General features: G+C 46.8%; 12 protein-coding genes. 9 read left to right on the top strand and 3 right to left on the bottom strand.

Going from position 1 to position 18,143, the window contains the following annotated elements; translation table 11 throughout:
* Positions 1-269 precede the first annotated feature (269 nt).
* Positions 270-1,139: a lipid kinase gene (locus QZW47_RS13545; RefSeq protein ID WP_293127966.1), complete on the bottom strand. Its 870-nt coding sequence runs from the start codon at positions 1,137-1,139 to the stop codon at positions 270-272.
* A 330-nt stretch (positions 1,140-1,469) separates the two neighbouring features.
* Between QZW47_RS13545 and QZW47_RS13540 the strand changes: the two genes are divergently transcribed.
* Positions 1,470-2,840 carry a HEAT repeat domain-containing protein gene (locus QZW47_RS13540; protein ID WP_293127965.1) on the top strand — a complete coding sequence of 457 codons (1,371 nt, stop codon included), beginning with the start codon at positions 1,470-1,472 and terminating at the stop codon, positions 2,838-2,840.
* A gap of 603 nt (positions 2,841-3,443) precedes the next feature.
* Here QZW47_RS13540 and QZW47_RS13535 read toward each other — a convergent pair.
* Positions 3,444-6,842 carry a PAS domain S-box protein gene (locus tag QZW47_RS13535; RefSeq protein WP_293127964.1) on the bottom strand — a complete coding sequence of 1,133 codons (3,399 nt, stop codon included), beginning with the start codon at positions 6,840-6,842 and terminating at the stop codon, positions 3,444-3,446.
* Positions 6,843-7,681: 839 nt separating this feature from the next.
* Between QZW47_RS13535 and QZW47_RS13530 the strand changes: the two genes are divergently transcribed.
* The 7 genes from QZW47_RS13530 to QZW47_RS13500 all read left to right on the top strand — a co-directional run bounded on the left by QZW47_RS13530 (position 7,682) and on the right by QZW47_RS13500 (position 15,085).
* On the top strand, positions 7,682-8,656 hold the full coding sequence (locus tag QZW47_RS13530) for a LysR family transcriptional regulator (protein WP_293127963.1): 975 nt from the start codon (positions 7,682-7,684) through the stop codon (positions 8,654-8,656).
* A gap of 162 nt (positions 8,657-8,818) precedes the next feature.
* The gene (locus QZW47_RS13525; protein ID WP_293127962.1) at positions 8,819-9,883 is read left to right on the top strand and encodes an anthranilate phosphoribosyltransferase family protein; all 1,065 of its coding nucleotides are present in this window, start codon (positions 8,819-8,821) and stop codon (positions 9,881-9,883) included.
* Between the two features lie 223 nt (positions 9,884-10,106).
* Positions 10,107-10,712 (top strand): molybdenum cofactor guanylyltransferase, encoded by a 606-nt coding sequence (locus QZW47_RS13520; RefSeq protein WP_293127961.1) that lies wholly within the window; start codon positions 10,107-10,109, stop codon positions 10,710-10,712.
* 155 nt (positions 10,713-10,867) lie between these two features.
* On the top strand, positions 10,868-12,043 hold the full coding sequence (locus tag QZW47_RS13515; RefSeq protein ID WP_293127960.1) for an aminotransferase class V-fold PLP-dependent enzyme: 1,176 nt from the start codon (positions 10,868-10,870) through the stop codon (positions 12,041-12,043).
* A gap of 681 nt (positions 12,044-12,724) precedes the next feature.
* Positions 12,725-13,069, top strand: coding sequence for a DUF6717 family protein (locus QZW47_RS13510; protein ID WP_293127959.1), 345 nt, complete (start codon positions 12,725-12,727; stop codon positions 13,067-13,069).
* Between the two features lie 17 nt (positions 13,070-13,086).
* A complete protein-coding gene (locus tag QZW47_RS13505; RefSeq protein WP_293127958.1) occupies positions 13,087-14,430 on the top strand; it encodes an LCP family protein in 1,344 nt (447 codons plus the stop codon).
* Positions 14,431-14,575: 145 nt separating this feature from the next.
* Positions 14,576-15,085, top strand: a complete 510-nt coding sequence (locus tag QZW47_RS13500; RefSeq protein WP_293128114.1) for a pentapeptide repeat-containing protein — start codon at positions 14,576-14,578, stop codon at positions 15,083-15,085.
* Positions 15,086-15,332: 247 nt separating this feature from the next.
* Here the strand turns inward: QZW47_RS13500 and QZW47_RS13495 are convergent, their stop codons facing one another.
* A complete protein-coding gene (locus tag QZW47_RS13495; RefSeq protein ID WP_293127957.1) occupies positions 15,333-16,445 on the bottom strand; it encodes an S-layer homology domain-containing protein in 1,113 nt (370 codons plus the stop codon).
* 124 nt (positions 16,446-16,569) lie between these two features.
* On the opposite strand from QZW47_RS13495, the gene QZW47_RS13490 reads away from it, so the two are divergent.
* Positions 16,570-18,012 (top strand): tyrosine-type recombinase/integrase, encoded by a 1,443-nt coding sequence (locus QZW47_RS13490; RefSeq protein ID WP_293127956.1) that lies wholly within the window; start codon positions 16,570-16,572, stop codon positions 18,010-18,012.
* The last annotated feature ends 131 nt before the right edge of the window (positions 18,013-18,143 follow it).

Here is an 18,143-nt window from a genome sequence, read left to right as displayed (position 1 = left end):
CGAATTTTGCCAGGACTAAAGTCCTCACTACAAACAGGTAATTTGGTTCGTAGTAAGGACTTTAGTCCTCCTCCGAATTTTGCCAGGACTAAAGTCCTCACTACAAACAGGTAATTTGGTTCGTAGTAAGGACTTTAGTCCTCCTCCGAATTTTGCCAGGACTAAAGTCCTCACTACAAACAGGTAATTTGGTTCGTAGTAAGGACTTTAGTCCTCGAATTTTGCCAGGACTAAAGTCCTCACTACAAACTTATAAGGATTATTTTAGTTTATGCAGGAGCGATAACTGCTAAAGCTTGGGGAATCACTCGGAATTTTGCAGGGGTGTGAGTCGTGATTTCACCGTCGGTATTAATGGGGCGGCGTTTGCTAGTATTAATCTCAATTTCTTGAGCGTGCAAGGCGCGAACGTTTTGCCAATTAGTATGATTTCCTTGCCTCATCGCTGGCAGCAAAGCAATGATTTCCCACCAGCTTTTTGTTTCCAAACTGTACAAATCCAGTCGCATATCATCGATTGTAGCATCTTCAGCAACTTTCATACCACCGCCATAATAGCTGCCGTTGCCAATGGCGATTTGAATACTTTTAACATTAAAACATTGATTGTTTACCTTGATTTCGGCTCTGAATGGTCGCGATTTTAAAATTGTTTGCAAAGCAGTAAAAGCATAAGCCAACACTCCCCAGCGCTGCTTCACGTCTTTAGTCAACCGCTGGGTAATTTCCACGCTCAATCCCAAACTCGCCACATTAAAAAAATGCTCGCCGTTCACCCAACCCAAGTCTATGAGGCGAACTTTTCCGCTGGCAATTACTTGACAAGCTGCGGCTAAATCTGTCGGAATTTCCAGGGTGCGGGCTAAATCGTTAGCAGTTCCCATGGGCAAAATACCCAGGGGCAATTTAGTGTCTATCAAACCTGCGATGGCGGCGTTGAGAGTGCCGTCGCCACCGCCGACTATGACTAATTCGACTTGATTTTGGTAGCGCCGAATTGTGTCGGAAAGTTCGCGGGCGCGTTCTGTTGATTCTACGATTAACTCAAAATCCAGTGCTTGTAATTTTTCGGTGGCTTGAGATAATAGCTTTTCGCCTTTTCGAGAGTGCTGGTTTACTAGAAGTAGAGCTCTTTTCATGTAATTGGTAATGGGGAATTGGTAATGGGGAATTGGTAATTGTCAATAGTTGGGCTTGAATAAAATTAATTATGTCATGGTTGGCTGCTGGGAAGCTTTGGGAACATTGCTGAGCTTGAATTTAACTTAACTGCGAATTTAGTTTTTTAAATGCACGAGATTGCAGGTGGATGACTTAAGTGCATGAATTTAATGCTTTAATTACATTTTACCACTGGTGATGGATTGACATTCATCTAAAACAATTGATAATTGTAGCAAAAGATTGCTGTAAATTATCTCGCATTCTCTGCTAGCTGTCATCTACCTTCTTGAAGCTAAATTAAATTTATGTCTAATATTTTAGAACAAGCCCAGGCTGCTGCCGATCGCCAAAACTGGCCTCTTTTAGTCGAATGCTTGCAGCAAGTGACAGCCAACGGTAGCCAGCAGCCGGAACAACATATTTTAGAGCAAGCTGTCAGTTTAGCCATACAAGCCTTAGAATGGGGGGATTTTCAAGACCGCTGGGAAATTGCTAAAGTATTGCCGAATCTGGGAAATGGCGCGATCGCACCTTTAATCGCTGTACTGGAAGACGAAGACGCAGATACAGAGCCCCGGTGGTTTGCCGCCCGCATCCTGGGAAAGTTGGCTCGCCCGGAAGTGATGCAAGCTTTAATAAAATTAATCGAAAATTCCGATGAAGAATTGAGCCAAATTGCCGCCGAAACCCTCGCAAATTTCGGCCCGAGCGCGATAGAATCCCTGACAACTCTCCTACAGCAGGAAGACTCGCGACAATTTGCAACAGCAGCCCTCGCCCAAATTCGGCGCCCGGAAGTGATCGCACCGCTGTTGAGTGTAGTCACAGACTCTCAAGTTGCGGTGCGGGTGGCCGCAATCGAGGCGCTGAGCAGCTTTCACGACTCCCGCATTCCGCCGGTACTGATCGCAGCACTCAAAGATCCGGCGACAGCAGTCAGAAAAGAAGCTGCGCGAGCTCTCGGGGTGCGCGCCTATTTAGATGCAGAATTAGATTTAGTTAATTTGCTCAAACCTTTGCTTTGCGATATCCGATTAGAAGTTTGTCAGGAAGCTGCGATCGCGATCGGGCGATTGAAAACCGATGCAGCCGCTGCTGCTTTATTTGAATTGCTGCGATCGCCCGCAACTCCCGTAGAATTGCAAATCGAAACTGTGCGCGCCCTAGGCTGGAGCGAAACCGCAGCCGCTTTAGACTATTTGCAAATAGCCCTGAGCGGGCGATCGGCTATTAACGCAGCACCCGGGGAATTGACAAATACCGATCGAGTGCTAACTGCCGACAAAAACTCCCCGACTCATAACATTAATTATGATATTTGTCAAGAAATTGTCACTGTTTTAGGGCGAGTGGAAAAACCGGAATTAAAAGCAAAAGCTGCTGAAATTGCGATCGATTTGCTTTCGAGCCATCATTCCGCCGCGCAGTCTACCCAAATCAAACAATCTTTAGCTTTAGCCTTAGGACAATTAGGAGATAAAAGAGCGATCGATGTGCTGATTAAAATGTTAGCAGAGGGCGACAACAGCGTCAGGCTGCACTGCACGGCAGCGCTCAAACGGCTTGATGCGGGGGAGGTTCGGCAGCAATTAGTAAGTTTAGTCGAGCAGGAAAGTATCGAGCCGAGATTAAAACAGGGAATTGCGATCGCCCTGCAAGAATGGCAAGAGAATTAAAAAAAATACGGCGAATGGAATTCGCAGAGTTTACGGGCACACAAACGATGTCCGAGCGAGCGAGGGACAAGCGAGAGTATACGTAATTTCAACCGAACACTCTTCAACCCGCGGAGGCGGGTTTTGTATGTGTAGCTGCGAATTCCATTCGCCGTCTTGCTATTTTAGATTTTAGATTTTAGATTTTGGATTGATTGAAAGATTGAAAGATTGAAGGGTTGAAAAAATCAAGGATTGAAGGATTGAAGGATTTAAGGATTTAAGGATTCAAGGATTCAAGGGTTGAAGGATTCAAGGGTTGAAGGATTCAAGGATTGAAGGGTTGAAGGATTCAAGAGTTGAAAAATTGAAAGATTGGTCATCATAAACCGGGTAGGGAACCAAAATTTGATATTACCAAAAAGAATTGGTTGAAAGCGAATCCCTCGCAAGCAAGAAATTAAAATCAGACTATTCATTACTCCAATCATCTTCCTCCTAGGTAAAAGTCGCTGTCAACAGTCAACAGTCAACAGTCAACAGTCAACAGTCAACAGTCAACAGTCAACAGTCAACAGTCAACAGTCAACAGAAACAACTGTCAACAGAAACAACTGTCAACTGTCAACTGTTGTAATTGATCGGCAATCGCACCCCGAAAGTCGAGCCGAGTCCCAGCCCGGGACTTTCGGCCCAGACAGTGCCGCCGTGGAGTTCCACGAGATGGCGGACGAGGGCCAATCCGAGTCCCAGCCCGCCGTAATTGCGGCTAGAACTGCTGTCAGCTTGGCGGAAGCGATCGAACACAAACGGCAAAAACTCCTTGCTGATGCCAATTCCGGTGTCGCTGACGGCGATCGCCACAGAGTGAATCGGAGACACAGACAACAGGCTACTACCAGCCGATCGCGCTTCTCCCTCCTCCCACAGCCTAATTTCCACGCTACCTCCGGCTGGCGTAAACTTAATCGCATTCGAGACCAAATTCCACACCACCTGCTGCAAACGAGTAGCATCGCCCCTGAAAGTGCTGGCTGATTCGCCACCAACAATCGTCAATTCAACTCCCCGAGATTCAGCATCTGGGGCGAGGGCTTTCACGGCAGTTTCGACACTCCGTACCAAATTCACCGGGGACAGCTTCAAACACACTTTACCGCTGACAATGCGGGACACGTCGAGCAAATCCTCAATCATCTGAGTCTGCAAGCGCCCGTTGCGCTCGATCGTCTCCAAAGCCACAGCCATTTTTTCCGGACTCAACTTGCGCTGGCGCAGAATCTGGGCCCAGCCCACCACCGCGTTGAGAGGCGTCCGCAACTCGTGAGAAAGTGTTGCCAAAAACTCGTCTTTAATTCGATTCGCCTCGGCTGCTTCGCGGTAAAGTAGCGCATTATCGATCGCCACCGCCGCATCCCGAGCCAAATCCGAGAGCAATGCCAAATCGCCCTCCTCGCAGCGGCGCCCCGACTCGCCGCACAGCAGCGAAATCGCTCCCAGCGTCCGCCCGCGAGCGATCAGCGGTACGCAGATTGCTGAGAGCGCGGTTTGGGAGCACAGCGCGGACAGCAGAGTCCGATCGGATAGAACTGCCTCGATCGCCCAATGCGGTATTTCTGGATAAAGCTTCGACTCCCCACTCCGCATCACCTTTGCTATCCCGTGGCGTCCGTGGGGGTCTACGGGCATTCGCTGGTCAATTTGCCACAGCAGAGCGACTTTGCTCGGATCTGAGTGAGCAACGGCTCGCAAGCGGATCGAGCCGTCTGGCTCGATTAAATGCACGCAGCACCAATCGCCCAGCCCCGGCACTGCTAAATCTGCCAAACCTTGCAGCGCCTCCTGGTAATTTAAGGAAGCCGATGACAGCAAAGCCAAAGCTCGGGCGCGGAAATCGGCTGTGGCGGCCGATCGCTGGCGATCGTCAATGTCAGTAGAAGTCCCGAACCACTTGAGGATTTTCCCCGAGGCGTCCCGCACGGGCATTGCCCGACCCAGATGCCAGCGGTAAGCCCCGTCAGATATGCGTTTCAAGCGGTATTCCATCTCGTATGTCTCCCCCGTATCCACCGAGTGATGCCAGCGTTCCAGGCTATTTTCCAGGTCATCTGGATGGACAACTGGCTGCCACCCCCAGCCTTGAGTTTCTTCTAGGGTCAAGCCGGTGTATTCAAACCAGCGCGCGTTGTAGTAGTCGATCCAGCCGTCGGGCCAAGCAGTCCAAACGATTTGCGGGATGGTTTCGGCGAGAATGCGGTACAACTCCTCGCTGGCTTGGGCTGCGCGGCGGGCGGTTTGTTCCCGAGCCCAGGCCTGATTGATATCTGCTTCGGCTGCTTTGCGATCGCTGATGTCGCCGATCGCACCGATCCATTTCCAGGGATTGCCTTGTTTGTCCAAGACTACTTTGCCTCGATCGATCCAGTGGAGCCAGCCGCCGCCCTGGGACTGCACGCGGTATTCCTGAAAAAATGGGCGCTCGTCACTGTCTGGCGCGCTCAAATATCGATCGACCGCGGCCTGGACTCGATCGGAGTCTTGCGAGTGCAAGATACTGTTCCAAGCTGCTCTCGTCCTGGGAAATCCGCCTGTTTCGTACTCCAAATGTTCGTCTACACGACCGAACCACAGCATGAAGCCTGTCTCGATATCCCATTCGTAAATCAAATCGCCGGCACTTTCAGCAGCAATCCGAAACCGCTCTTCAGACTGTCGCAGCACTTCCATAAAATTAAAGCGTTCCGTCACATCCAAAACCTGACACAGCATCGATATCAACTGTCCCGAATCGCTGTAAAAAGCCGAATTGTACCACTCGCATTGCAGCAACGAACCCGACTTATGATAATTGCTGTTGCGAACTACATTACACCGCTCCTGTTGGTTTTTTAAACTATAAATTGCCGATTTTACCTCTTCATAATCGCCATCAAAAATAAAATTCCATTCGTTAAAATGCTTCCCTAAAACTTCTGTTGCCTTCCACCCAAAAATCTTTTCGGCAGTCGGCGACCACCCGCTGAGGCGAAAATTTTCATCCCACTCAATCACCGCTAGGGGCGTATTTTCAAAATGAGAAGTGAGTTTTTGCAGTGCGTCGCGCAGGGATGCTTCTACTTGCTTGCGCCCCGTAATATCGCTAAAAGAAATAGCAATGCCGTCGCCCAATTTAACAGTCATAATCCGAAACCAGCCGACAATGCCTTCGCTGTTGTAAGAAATCTCGGTATCGAGGGGAGTTCCTGTTTCTACAACTTGCACGTAACGGTCGAACAAACCGCTATCTTGATGGCCCGGCAGCACTTGCAGCAATCGCTTGCCGATTAATTCGCCCGGGGTGCTCTGCTGAATTTTTGCCGCTGCGGGATTGACGTATTCCCATTCAAAATCCACAATTGTGGATGCGTCGCGAATGCTGCGGAACACGTTAAATCCGTCTAGAGATATTTCCTGAAAAGCGCGAAAGCGTTCTTCGCTTGCTTGCAGTTTGTTGGCAGTTTCCAGCAGGAGTTGCTGGAATCCCTCGTGCTGCGCTATTTCTGCAAGCGATTGCTGGTTAATATCCTTGATTTCGGTGGTGGGGGAGGCGGCGGCATTTTCAATTGCCCAGCTAGCTTGCGGTCGATCGGCCTTTTCATTTCCCAGCGCTGTATTTGCTGCTAATGGCGTCGCCCCAGTCGCCACCAATACTTGAGAAAGCGAGGGCATCAGTTGCGCCGCAGCCCCCAAAGAAATGACAGCGGTAACGGCGGCGAGCAAACAAGACAGCGCGTAGCTAGGATGCACCAGCATCCAAACTTGCATCAGGTGAGTTGTCCCGCCCCAGAAAAACCACGCGCCCAAGAGCAGAAAACCCTTGCTCAAAGGCACGTCCCGCTGCTTCAGGGCAAAGTAGATCAGCATCGCTGGAATTGAGTAATAACCCAAGGCAATTACCAAATCGCTCACCGCGTGCAGTCCCATTAACTGCGGTTGCAACTCTTCAAATCCAGATTCGAGAATAAAATTGTGATTAAATGACATAATCTTAAGAAATTGCAGCATTTCGGCTTTCCTGTGCGATCGAGCCTACTTGCATTTGTGTTGCTGACCCGCTAATTCCTAGTTTATACACAAAAAAGCCAAAACATTAGGAACCGCCCTGACGGTTAGGACGTTTTAAATTGCTGGAACCCTTGCAGAAAATTGCTTATTTCTTATTTTTTTGCTGCTTCCGACTGCCTGATTCCTGATTTTTAGCTTGAGCGAAGTCTTTCATGTTTTCTTCCTTGTGCCTTGTTCCTGATTTTTACCTCGAACGAAGTCTTTGATGCCTCCTTGCGACTTCTATCGGAGTTCTTGCTGCTGCCTTCATACTCCCTAAAGTAGGAAATTAAATGCTAAGCTGTTCTACATTTAAATTGCGTGTCAAAAATCAATAAAACAATGAGTGGGATGGGCACACGAGCAGCGTCCCTAATTTCCAATTTAAATGCGTAACAGCTTATTGATTAAGGTAATAAAATAGAGATACCAGCCAGAAAATTAACGCCAGCGAGCCAGCGATCGCCACTGTAAATTTGATTCAAGCCGTTGAGAAGCTGGCTGGCGTTAAGGCAGCTCATCTCGATTGAATCAGATTTTTGCTAAAATTGCAGGTTCATCAATCTATTCAAAATAGGAAAATAGAGCTTTAGTTTGACCGTCAGAAATCTTGCCGATCGCAAATTGCTCCGTACAGCCAAGCATCCCTGCATCTCCCCCTGGCATCAAAACTAATCTGTACCTGTATCAAAATCTACTAAATTTTTATAATAAATCGGTTAATGTCTCTGATGATCCCCAGTAAAATTTCTAATCAAACCATCTCCCATTAAACATCCATGCGCTTAGAGCAGCTTCAAGCATTTCTTTCAGTTGCTGAAACTGGTAGTTTTCAGCAAGCGGCCCGGAAGTGCGGCGTTACCCAATCGACTATTAGCCGTCAAGTGCAGGGACTAGAAGCGGAAGTGGGATTGTCGCTGTTTCACCGCACCGCCCACGCCAAGCTGACTGTGGGGGGGGAACGCCTGTTACCTCACGCTCGCAAAATCTGTCAGAGTTGGCGAAATGCTGCGGAAGAATTGGGAGACTTGCTGGCGGGAAAGCAGCCGGAACTTTGCGTGGCTGCGATTCACTCGGTTTGCGCTGCTTATTTACCCCCTGTGCTGCAAAAGTTTTGTCGCAGCTATCCTGAGGTGCAGTTGCGCGTGACTTCCCTCGGAAGCGATCGAGCTCTGAAAGTCCTCAAAGACGGTTTGGTGGACATCGCGGTGGTGATGAACAACCGCTATTTTACTCAAGCGCCGGAAATGTTGGTGGAGGTGCTCTACAATGAGCCGATCGAGGTGTTGATGGCGGCGGGTCATCCCCTGGCCCAGTACGATCGAGTACCTTGGCCGGAATTGATTTGTTACCCGCAAGTGGTATTTAAGGACGGCTACGGAATGCAGCGGATGGTACAAGAGCAATTCGGACGCATGGGTGCTAAACTTCATGCTGTTTTGGAACTCAACACTCTCGATGCTTTTCGGGGTGTGGTGCGCCAGGGACAATTGATTGCTTTGCTGCCGCATTCAGCTTTGCTAGACGCTACGGGCGATCGCACTTTAGCAATTCGCTCGATCGCCCAAGAAAGCGCAAATTCCAAGATTTCGGCGATCGGACAATCGGCGATCGATCCGACTTGGACTCGCGAAGTCGTGTTGGTAACAACTCACGATCGAATGCAAATTCCGCCGATCGCCCATTTCTGGAATCTGGTACGCGAATTTGTGCCACCACTCGATCTAATCAAGGTAGGAAAATCCGGGAATTAATTCGCGAGTTATCATGTTTGTCAGTTGACTGTTGACTGTTGACTGTTGACTGTTGACTGTTGTCTGTTGTCTGTTGTCTGTTGACTGTTCTCTTTCTAATAACAAATAACAAATAACCAATAACCAATAACCAATTCCCAATTACCAACTGCAAGAATAATTATGAGTGACGCATTTAGAGAATTGCTGCGAAAAATTGGCAGCGGAGTACACACAGGAGAAAACTTAACTCGATCGCAAGCAGCAGCAGCCACGCGGATGATGCTGCTAGGAGAAGCAACAGCGGCTCAAATCGGAGCTTTCATGATTTCCCACCGCATCAAACGCCCCACCGGCGAAGAATTAGCCGGAATGCTCGATGCCTACGAAGAATTCGGGCCGATGCTTGCCCCTCCCAACCGAGAAAAAGGATTCGCCGTAGTTCGCGTCGCCGTGTTTGGAGTTGCCTACGACGGGCGATCGCGCACCGCTCCAATTAGCCCCATAACCGCCCTAATTTTAGCCGCCTCTGGCGTCCCAGCCGTCATGCACGGAGGGGATACAATGCCAACCAAAGAAGGCATTCCCCTGATCGAAATATGGCGCGGTTTGGGAGTTGACTGGAAAAAACTTAATTTAGAAAAAGTCCAGCAAATTTTTGACAATACCGGCTTGGGTTTTCTTTATCTTCCCAAGCATTTTCCTCAAGCCGCGAGTTTAGTACCCTACCGCCGCGAAATCGGCAAACGGCCGCCTTTTGCGACAATGGAGTTGATGTGGTGTCCCTGCGCCGGCGACGTTAACGTGATTTCCGGCTACGTGCACCCACCGACAGAAGGTATGTTTCAAAAAGCATTTGAGTTGCGGGGAGTCAAAAATTATACCACAGTCAAGGGATTAGAGGGAAGTTGCGACTTGCCGCGCGATCGAACAGCGATTATCGGCATTGCTAAACCGGGCGTTGAGTTCGAGAGAGTGCTTTTAGCCCACGGAGATTACGGTTTTAGCAGCACAAACCCCGCCTTTGAATCAGCATCGGACTTATTCAAACAAATGCAAGAAGTCTTGCTAGGAAAACCCTCAGAATTGATGCAGTCCGCCATCTGGAACGGCGGATTTTATCTGTGGCGCAGCGGAGTTTGTTTGGATATGCACTCAGGTTTAATTGAGGCAGAAACTCTATTAAGTAGCGGTCAAGTAGTGCAAAAACTTGAGGAAGTGAGCAAAGCAGTTAGTGCGTTCAATTGAAGACAACTAATCAGGTGTGCTGCCTATCGTCTACTCTAAATAGAGTAAATTGAGAATCAGGTTCGCCAACTCTTAACCTCGCACTTCTGACCAATGACCAATCACCAATGATTAATGAAATCTGACTATCAACTATCAACAGTCAACAGTCAACAGTCAACAGTCAACAGTCAACAGTCAACAGTCAACAGTCAACAGTCAACAGTCAACAGTCAACTGACCAATGACTAACCATAAAATTGCAGTAATTGTGCTCGCAGGCGGTCAAAGTTCGCGGATGGGTACGGATAAAGCTCTGCTGGAAATTGACGGTAAAAGCCTGTTGCAGCGGGCGTGCGAAGTTGCAGCAGTTGTAACCCCACAAGTGTATGTTTTGACAGCTTGGCCCGATCGCTATCGATCGACCTTAACCGAACAATCCCAATTTCTGGTAGAGTACAATCCCGGCTCCGGCCCCTTAGTAGCATTGACTCAGGGATTGACAGACATTGAGGCCCACTGGATTTTACTGTTAGCTTGCGATTTGCCCTTATTAGATGCCCAGATTATCCAGGATTGGGCGAGTCAGCTAACAGGCCTTCCCCCATCTACCCTAGCAGTTGTGCCCTATCAAAAATCCCGCTGGGAGCCATTGTGCGGCTTCTACCGCCCACAATCTCTACCCAGTTTGCAAAGTTTTATTGACAAAGGAGGACGTTCATTTCAAGTATGGTTAAATCAAATCCAAGCAATCCCTCTACCAGTAGGGGAACGAGCAGCAGTAATGTTGTCGAATTGCAATACTTTAGAAGAGTTTGAGCAATTAAAAGGTAAAATAGCTAACGGTTGACAATTGACTGACAAATGACCAATGACCTGTTTGACAAATGACCAATGACCTGTTTTACCAATGACTAATGACAAATGACCAATGACTCATGACCAATGACCAGTGACTAATGACTAATGACCTGTTTGACCTGTTTGACCAATGACTAATGACTAATGATTAACGAATATTGGTTACTAGATCGCGAAATCACATTCCTCAACCACGGCTCCTTTGGAGCCTGTCCCATTCCCGTACTAGAAGCCCAAACCAGTTTTCGAGAACAACTCGAAAGAGAACCATTGCGCTTTTTAATGCGGGAATTTGAGCCACTGTTAGACAATGCTAGAAATCAATTAGGCGCCTTTATCGGTGCGAGCGAGGAAGAGTTAGCTTTTGTGCCGAATGCGACGACGGGAGTCAATGCCGTTTTGCGATCGCTATTTTTTGCTCCGGGCGACGAATTGCTAACCACAAATCAGGAATACAACGCCTGCCGCAACACACTCGATTTTATCGCCGAGCGCACGGGCGCCAAAGTAATAGTCGCAGAAATACCATTTCCAATTGAATCGCCACAACAAATTATTGAAGCAATAATTAAGTGCGTTTCCCCGCAAACAAAATTAGCCTTACTCGACCATATAGTCAGCCAAACAGGTTTAATCTTTCCCATCAAACAGTTAGTGGGCGAGTTAGCAAACCGCGGCATAGACGTATTAGTAGACGGAGCCCACGCGCCGGGAATGGTAGCGCTGAATTTAGCAGAAATTGGCGCAGCTTACTACACAGGAAATTGCCACAAATGGCTGTGCGCGCCGAAAGGTGCGGCCTTTTTGTACGTGAGGCGCGACAAACAACAGGGCATTCGGCCAACTACCATCAGTCACGGTGCCAACTCACCGCGCGCTGACAAATCGCGCTTTCAATTAGAATTTGACTGGATGGGAACAGTCGATCCGAGTCCCTATTTGTGCGTACCAACAGCCATTGATTTTATGGGTTCTTTGTTAAGCGGCGGCTGGCCGGAATTGATGGCAAAAAATCATGCTTTAGCATTAGCTGCGAGACAAATATTGGCAGATAAATTAGATTTGCCACTGCCTTGTCCCGATGAAATGGTGGGTGCGATGGCTGTTATACCACTAGGCGATCAAAAGCCTGACGCCGTTACAACCGGTGGAATTCCACCTTTACAAGAGCTGCTGTGGGAGATTTTTAAAATAGAAGTCCCGGTGATTCCTTGGCCGGATTCTAGCAAGCGGCTGGTAAGAATTTCAGCTCAGTTTTACAATACTTTGCCTCAATATGAATATTTGGCTAAAGCCCTAGTTGAGCTAACAGAAAGGTGAGCGCAAGTTTCCCCCAACAAACTCACATTTAACTACAAATAGCCAAAGGTTCGTAGTGAGGACTTCAGTCCGCTCCCACAGATGTTCGCAAGACGTTCGCAACAGGTTAGTAGTCAGGACTTCAGTGCGTCCCAGGTTCGTAGTGAGGACTTCAGTCCGCTTCCATCAATAGCTAAAGCCGGACTAAAGTCCTTACTACAAACCTAAAGATTGTTATAAAAAAGGCATTTTTGTAATAAAAATAAAACTGTAAAACTCATATTTAAACTAATTTTAAAAGTAAAATTTATCTGGAAGCAAGCAACTAATATTAATTTCCCCAACCCTGCAAGCCGAGAGATTAGGATCGAAAATTAAATAACTTACAATTTTCATTGTTATTGTGGGGTGTCCCGCCCGCCCTTGTAAGAGTGCGGGCGGGACACCCCACAAACTTGTGCAAGTTATTAAATTTTCATTCTTTAGACACGAACATCTGTAGGGATACGGCATTGCCGCGAGGAGTGCGGGGCAACTTTTAATAATTGGCATAACATTAAGAATTGTAGCAAGTTATTTTAAATTGGCATTAAAATAGGGTGTTCAAATCGGATTTAACACAACTTCCGTCCCACCGAATATAATATATCAAGACTGGCATTTCCCCAGCCCAAACAAAGGAAATTAAAAAAGGAGAATTCGATGTCAAATGCCATGATGGTAATTTTCCCCTATCGGGAACAGTACACTTGGGTTTTTGACGACGAGCGAGCCGGACTTGTCCGAGAACCATTTGTTCAGGGCGTCCCCGAAATGATTAACGTGCTCGTCGCAGACATTCCCAATGCAGATCAAGGTTTCCGACTATTATTTTCAGCCAATCCATTTCCCGGATATCAAGCAGAAATGGTGTGGTTTAAAGCAGAATACGGCGGCAATTGGTATCGGTGGGAAGCGAAAAATCTCGAAGGTTGGCTGTGTCCGGCTTTGTTCAAATATTTTCCCGAAGCACCACCCAAGTTTTATTGCAAAGCTGAAAAAATGTAATAATCAAGAGCAAGTCAATGAAAAACTTGTCAATTTTTAAAAGAAACTTTGTTAAACCAGTCGATCGCGAATCTAGACCAAAGCGGAAATTAGGACGATGTATAGTTGGGCTATTTTTGCTCATTTTCACAGCCGCCATCTCCGCAGGAATTGGGGCAATTACCGCCCTCTTAGCTCCCGTGGAACCGCAAATTATTAGCAAAGTTCTAGATGCTACGGGCTTTAACTATACATTCAACCGTCAGGGATACCGCCTGTCGCGGCCTGTTAATATATTAATCCTGGGAATTGACCGCGTGCCGGAATCTGTCGCCAATTCCCGTAAGATTTTCAACTGCCGCAGCGATACAATACTCTTATTCCACCTCGATCCTAGAGATAAATCTATTAGTTTGCTTTCAATTCCGCGAGATACAAAAGTTGCAATTCCCGGAATCCGCTTCAGCAAAATTAACGAAGCCAATGCTAGAGGAGGAGCGGCTTTGGCGGCGCGATTAGTTAGCAGCATCCTCAACAATCCAACCATTGAAAGATACGTGCGAGTTAGCAGCGGTGCGTTTCGGGAATTAGTCGATTTGTTGGGGGGAGTTGAGGTATTTGTACCTCGCGCGATGTCCTATAAAGATAGCGCCCAAAAGTTAAGCATAAATTTAGCACAAGGATGGCAAACTCTCAACGGAGAACAAGCAGAAAAATTTGCTCGATTTCGCAATGACGGTTTAGGAGATATCGGCCGCATTCAGCGACAGCAATCTTTAATTCAAGCTTTGCGGAACCGCCTCGCAAGTCCCTCAGTATTGGTGCGCTTGCCACAAATTGTGCGATTGATGCAAAAATATGTAGATACAAACCTGAATTTTGAGGAAATATTGACGATCGCAAATTTTGGTTTGCAATTGGAGCGAGATAACTTTAAAATGGTGATGCTGCCGGGACGCTCTAGCTCAAACCAAGGGGATTTGAGGAGTTATTGGATTTTAGATGCTGCTGCGCGCGATCGGATTATGGCACAATATTTCAAACAAGGCGCTGCTGATTTTAGCCAAGGGCGAACTAATCCCAGCCAGCCCGTTTCACGCAGCAGCCTCAAAATCGCCGTCCAAAACGCTTCTAGCAAACCGACAACCGCCAAAACCGTCGCCAGCTTTCTGAGAAATAAGGGCTTTTCCAATGTATCTGTAGCCAAGGATTGGCCCGACAAGCAGCGTCAGAGTCAAATTATTGTGCAGCAAGGCGATTTAGAAGCAGCTAATCTCCTGCAAAAAGCGCTAGGCGACGGTAAAATCGAAGCATCTTCTACTGGTGAAATCGAGTCTGACTTGACACTTCGCGTCGGCGAAGATTGGGTAAAGCGATTTTAATTAGTCACAAGTGTTTGTAGTGAGGACTTTAGTCCTCTGATTTGGAAAAAGACTCGCATTCCTTACTACAAACCAATTTTATGCTTGTCTTTCAAGCGGACATAATATCATTAGTTATTAGTCAAATACCATGAGTGCAACATCTATGAAAAGTATATTCCGAATTTTACTGAGCCTGATTTTAAGCGTAGTTTTAGCCTTTGGGTGGGTGCTGCTGAGTGCTACTCCGGCATTGGCGCTGCCGAAAACTAATATTAATTACACAAATATTAACTTGTCCGATCGCGATTTCTCCAATTCTGACTTAGCGGGGGGAACATTCGTCGCCGCCGAGATGCGGGGAACCAACTTTCAAGGCGCTGATTTAACCAATGCGATTTTGACTAAAGGAGTCTTGCTAAATGCCAACTTATCAGGCGCCAACCTCTCGGGTGCTTTAGCAGATAGAATTACATTTGATGGCGCTAATTTGACGAATGCTAATTTTACCGAAGCAATTATGACACGAACTCGGTTTTTTGATGCTGCGATTTCCGGCGCTGATTTTACCGACGCGATTATCGACGCTTATCAAGTAACAATGATGTGCGAAAAAGCAGATGGTGTCAATCCCGTGACTGGAGTTTCTACGCGAGAAAGTCTTGGATGTCCGTAGAAATTTAAAGTTACAGGAATTATGCACTCTTAGGCTAGAAACCGGGGTTTAGTATCAATAAATCTACAAAGAAACCCGGTTTCTTAGTTCAGACTGTGCACTCTTCGGCTAGAAACCGGGTTTCTACGAGTTGGTTAGTTTAGTAGCAATAAATCTACAAAGAAACCCGGTTTCTTAGTTCAGGCTGCATCCGTGACATCCGCTACATCCGCTACATCCCGCACATTGCTCGCTGCCGAACTTCCTTCTATCGAGCGCGACAAATGCCTGTATTAGCAGTACCCAATACCAAGTCAGAATTCAACAACAAATCTAAATCAGTATCGGGATTAACAGCATACAAATCGACTTGATCTCGACCCAAAAATACCCCCACCAAAGTGCCGATTCCTGCACCGCCGAGCACCTCTTCAGTTGCGATCGCCCGATCGCCCGTAACTCCCGCAATCGCCGCCGCCGCTGCTGCACCCAAAGCCGTGTTCTTAATCAGATTACCAACATTCACGCCCTTAGTCACACTTTCTTTGCGAGTAATCACCTGCGAAGTCGCATTCAGAGGGACTCTGCTACCGTTAATGATACTTAACTCCTGGGCCACAAACTGAACGCCCTCAGCAGTCGATCGCAATTCGCCGCTAATTTTTGAGCCCTCGGGTATCATAACCTTGCCATTACTCCCTGCGATATCCGAAGCCACTGTCAAAGTAATCGGAGACTTGTCATTGGGCGCGAGCAAAATCTTGCCTTTGGCGTACTCGATGGGAATAGTCACCCCGCTAGGAATTTTCACAGCAACACTCTGACCAATATCAATCTTAGCAATATAAGGAGAATTAATTGCTTTTGCTTGATTGGTACTGACTAATGTTTGATAGATAAAAGCAGCCACTTCCGCCCGCGTTGCTGACTGGTTGGGTTTAAGAGATTTAGGATTGGGATAGCTGACAACCAACTGTTTTTCAGTAGCAGCAGCCACGCTTTTGACAGCATAACTTTGAATCTCACCCGCATCATTATAGTAGCTAAGAACATCTTGAAAATTGCAAGTAGGTTCATAGCCCAGCCCGTTATTTAAAGCGACGACAACTTGAACGCGAGGAATCTGCTGTGAGGGCCTGAAAACATTGCCGGGATAGCCAGACATCCATGCCATTTCATAAGCTTCGGCGATCGCCCCCCTTGCCCAAAAATTAGACGGAACATCAGCAAAACCTACAGCAGCGCGGGTTTTTGCCTTTTTCACAGAACGGATCATGGCTGCGAATTCCGCCCGCGTTACCAGCGCATCCGGGCGGAAAGTGCCATCTGGAAAACCTTTAATAATTCCTCTTTTTGACACAGTAGGAATAAACTGTGTCATACTGATTTATAAGTTTATCCCCATAAGTAAGGGGATAAAACAGAAGATACTTCTAGGCCTAAGTCTAGAAACTATCTAGAAAGCTCAGAACCTTGACAAATCAATAGTTACGGAACCTACCACCATGAAATCTCAATCAAATAAGGTACAGTCTGCTTGTGATGTAAAAGTTTACTCAGACAAGGGTAGCCTTGCACTACGGTTCCCCTTGAGGCATAACGCCCTCTGGGAGGCACTGGATGGTAAATCCCTCAGGGGAAAGCCCAAGTGCCTAGGGATAGGTAAATACGGCTTCTCAGCCGATGAACCTGATGACTGGAAACGTGCAGCTAGTATTGCTAGCCAGATTGAATCTGACTTAGACCACACAGAATGGGATAAACTGTTCGATCGCACCCTAGCTAAATACGGCTTAGGCGGTGGAAAGTACGCTAAGTTAGCTGAAATTATTCAGTTACCCGGTACGGTCAGCGCTGTGCCTGAGATAACTGTAGGCGTAATGTGGGAAGCGTATTTACTGTGGAAGCAAACCACGATAGAAGAGACAACCTTTCGCGCTGCTTACAGTACATTTACTAATGCCATTAATGGCAAAGTCTGGAGTCGAGCCAGTCGTTGTCATTCGCAATCTGATTTCAGCTTAAGTCAGGTAGAATTAACAAAATCATCAGAGCTTGACAAGCATTTAGCTGGCATTAAAATAAGCCAAAAACCTTTATTAATGTCAGCTCTGTCAGAAGCTTTTAACTTCGCCAAATCAAAAGGATTAATAGTTCATTCAGCCACCGAGAATCCTTTTGATTTGAGTAAATTTGCTACACCTGCTATTACTACTCAGCAAAAATATGCTGATAAAGTAATCAACGGTGAGACTGTAGAATGGCACGAAGTAATAGACGAAAAAGCTTTAGAGAGTGACAGGCGCGCTTTTACCAGGGATGAACGTGACATCATTATCAAAGCGTTCTATGAGTCACCTAAAAAGCAGCAAGTAAAGCTTGCACCCTTAATTGAGTTTTACTTTCTAACTGGGTGCCGTACCTCAGAAGCTTTACCGCTTACTTGGAAGGATATTGATTTTGACAGGAATCTGATTCGATTTAGTAAGTCAGTTGGATGCGGAACAAACAAAATCAAAGATACCAAAACAGGTGAAACGAGACTATTTTATTTCTCCGAGAACAGCCGCTTGAAGGCTCTACTCTTAGGGGTAAAGGAAGCCGCTAGTAACTCATTGGTATTCCCTAATAGCAAAGGTAAGTTTACACAATTAAAAGTTGTTTCTAATTCGTGGCGAGATAATTCAAACAAACAAGTGCGTCCTAGCGGTGAAGAAGTAACATACTTTTATCCTGGTATAGTCTCACAATTAGCCCGCGATGGCTTGATTAGTGGCTACCTCAGTCCTTATCATACCCGACATACTTACATCACGCTCACAGCGCACGCTAACAGTCATAATACCGATGCTTTACTACATATAGCTACCAGTTGCGGTAACAGTGTAGATGTCATTCTAAGACACTATCTAGGTAGGGTTGAGTCGGTAGAGTTAGTGGAAGTCTAGTCAAAATCGCGATCGCGTAAATCGACATAAAGTAAAACCCCCTAATTTAACCTAGGGGGTTTTTTATTGGTTATTTACCTAGTAAGTCTGTTTTATCCCCATAAATAAGGGGTCAAAAGTTAGTTAGAAGT

This window comes from Microcoleus sp. bin38.metabat.b11b12b14.051, assembly GCF_013299165.1.
Lineage (GTDB): Bacteria > Cyanobacteriota > Cyanobacteriia > Cyanobacteriales > Microcoleaceae > Microcoleus.
This window is presented reverse-complemented; position numbering and strand designations above follow the sequence as displayed.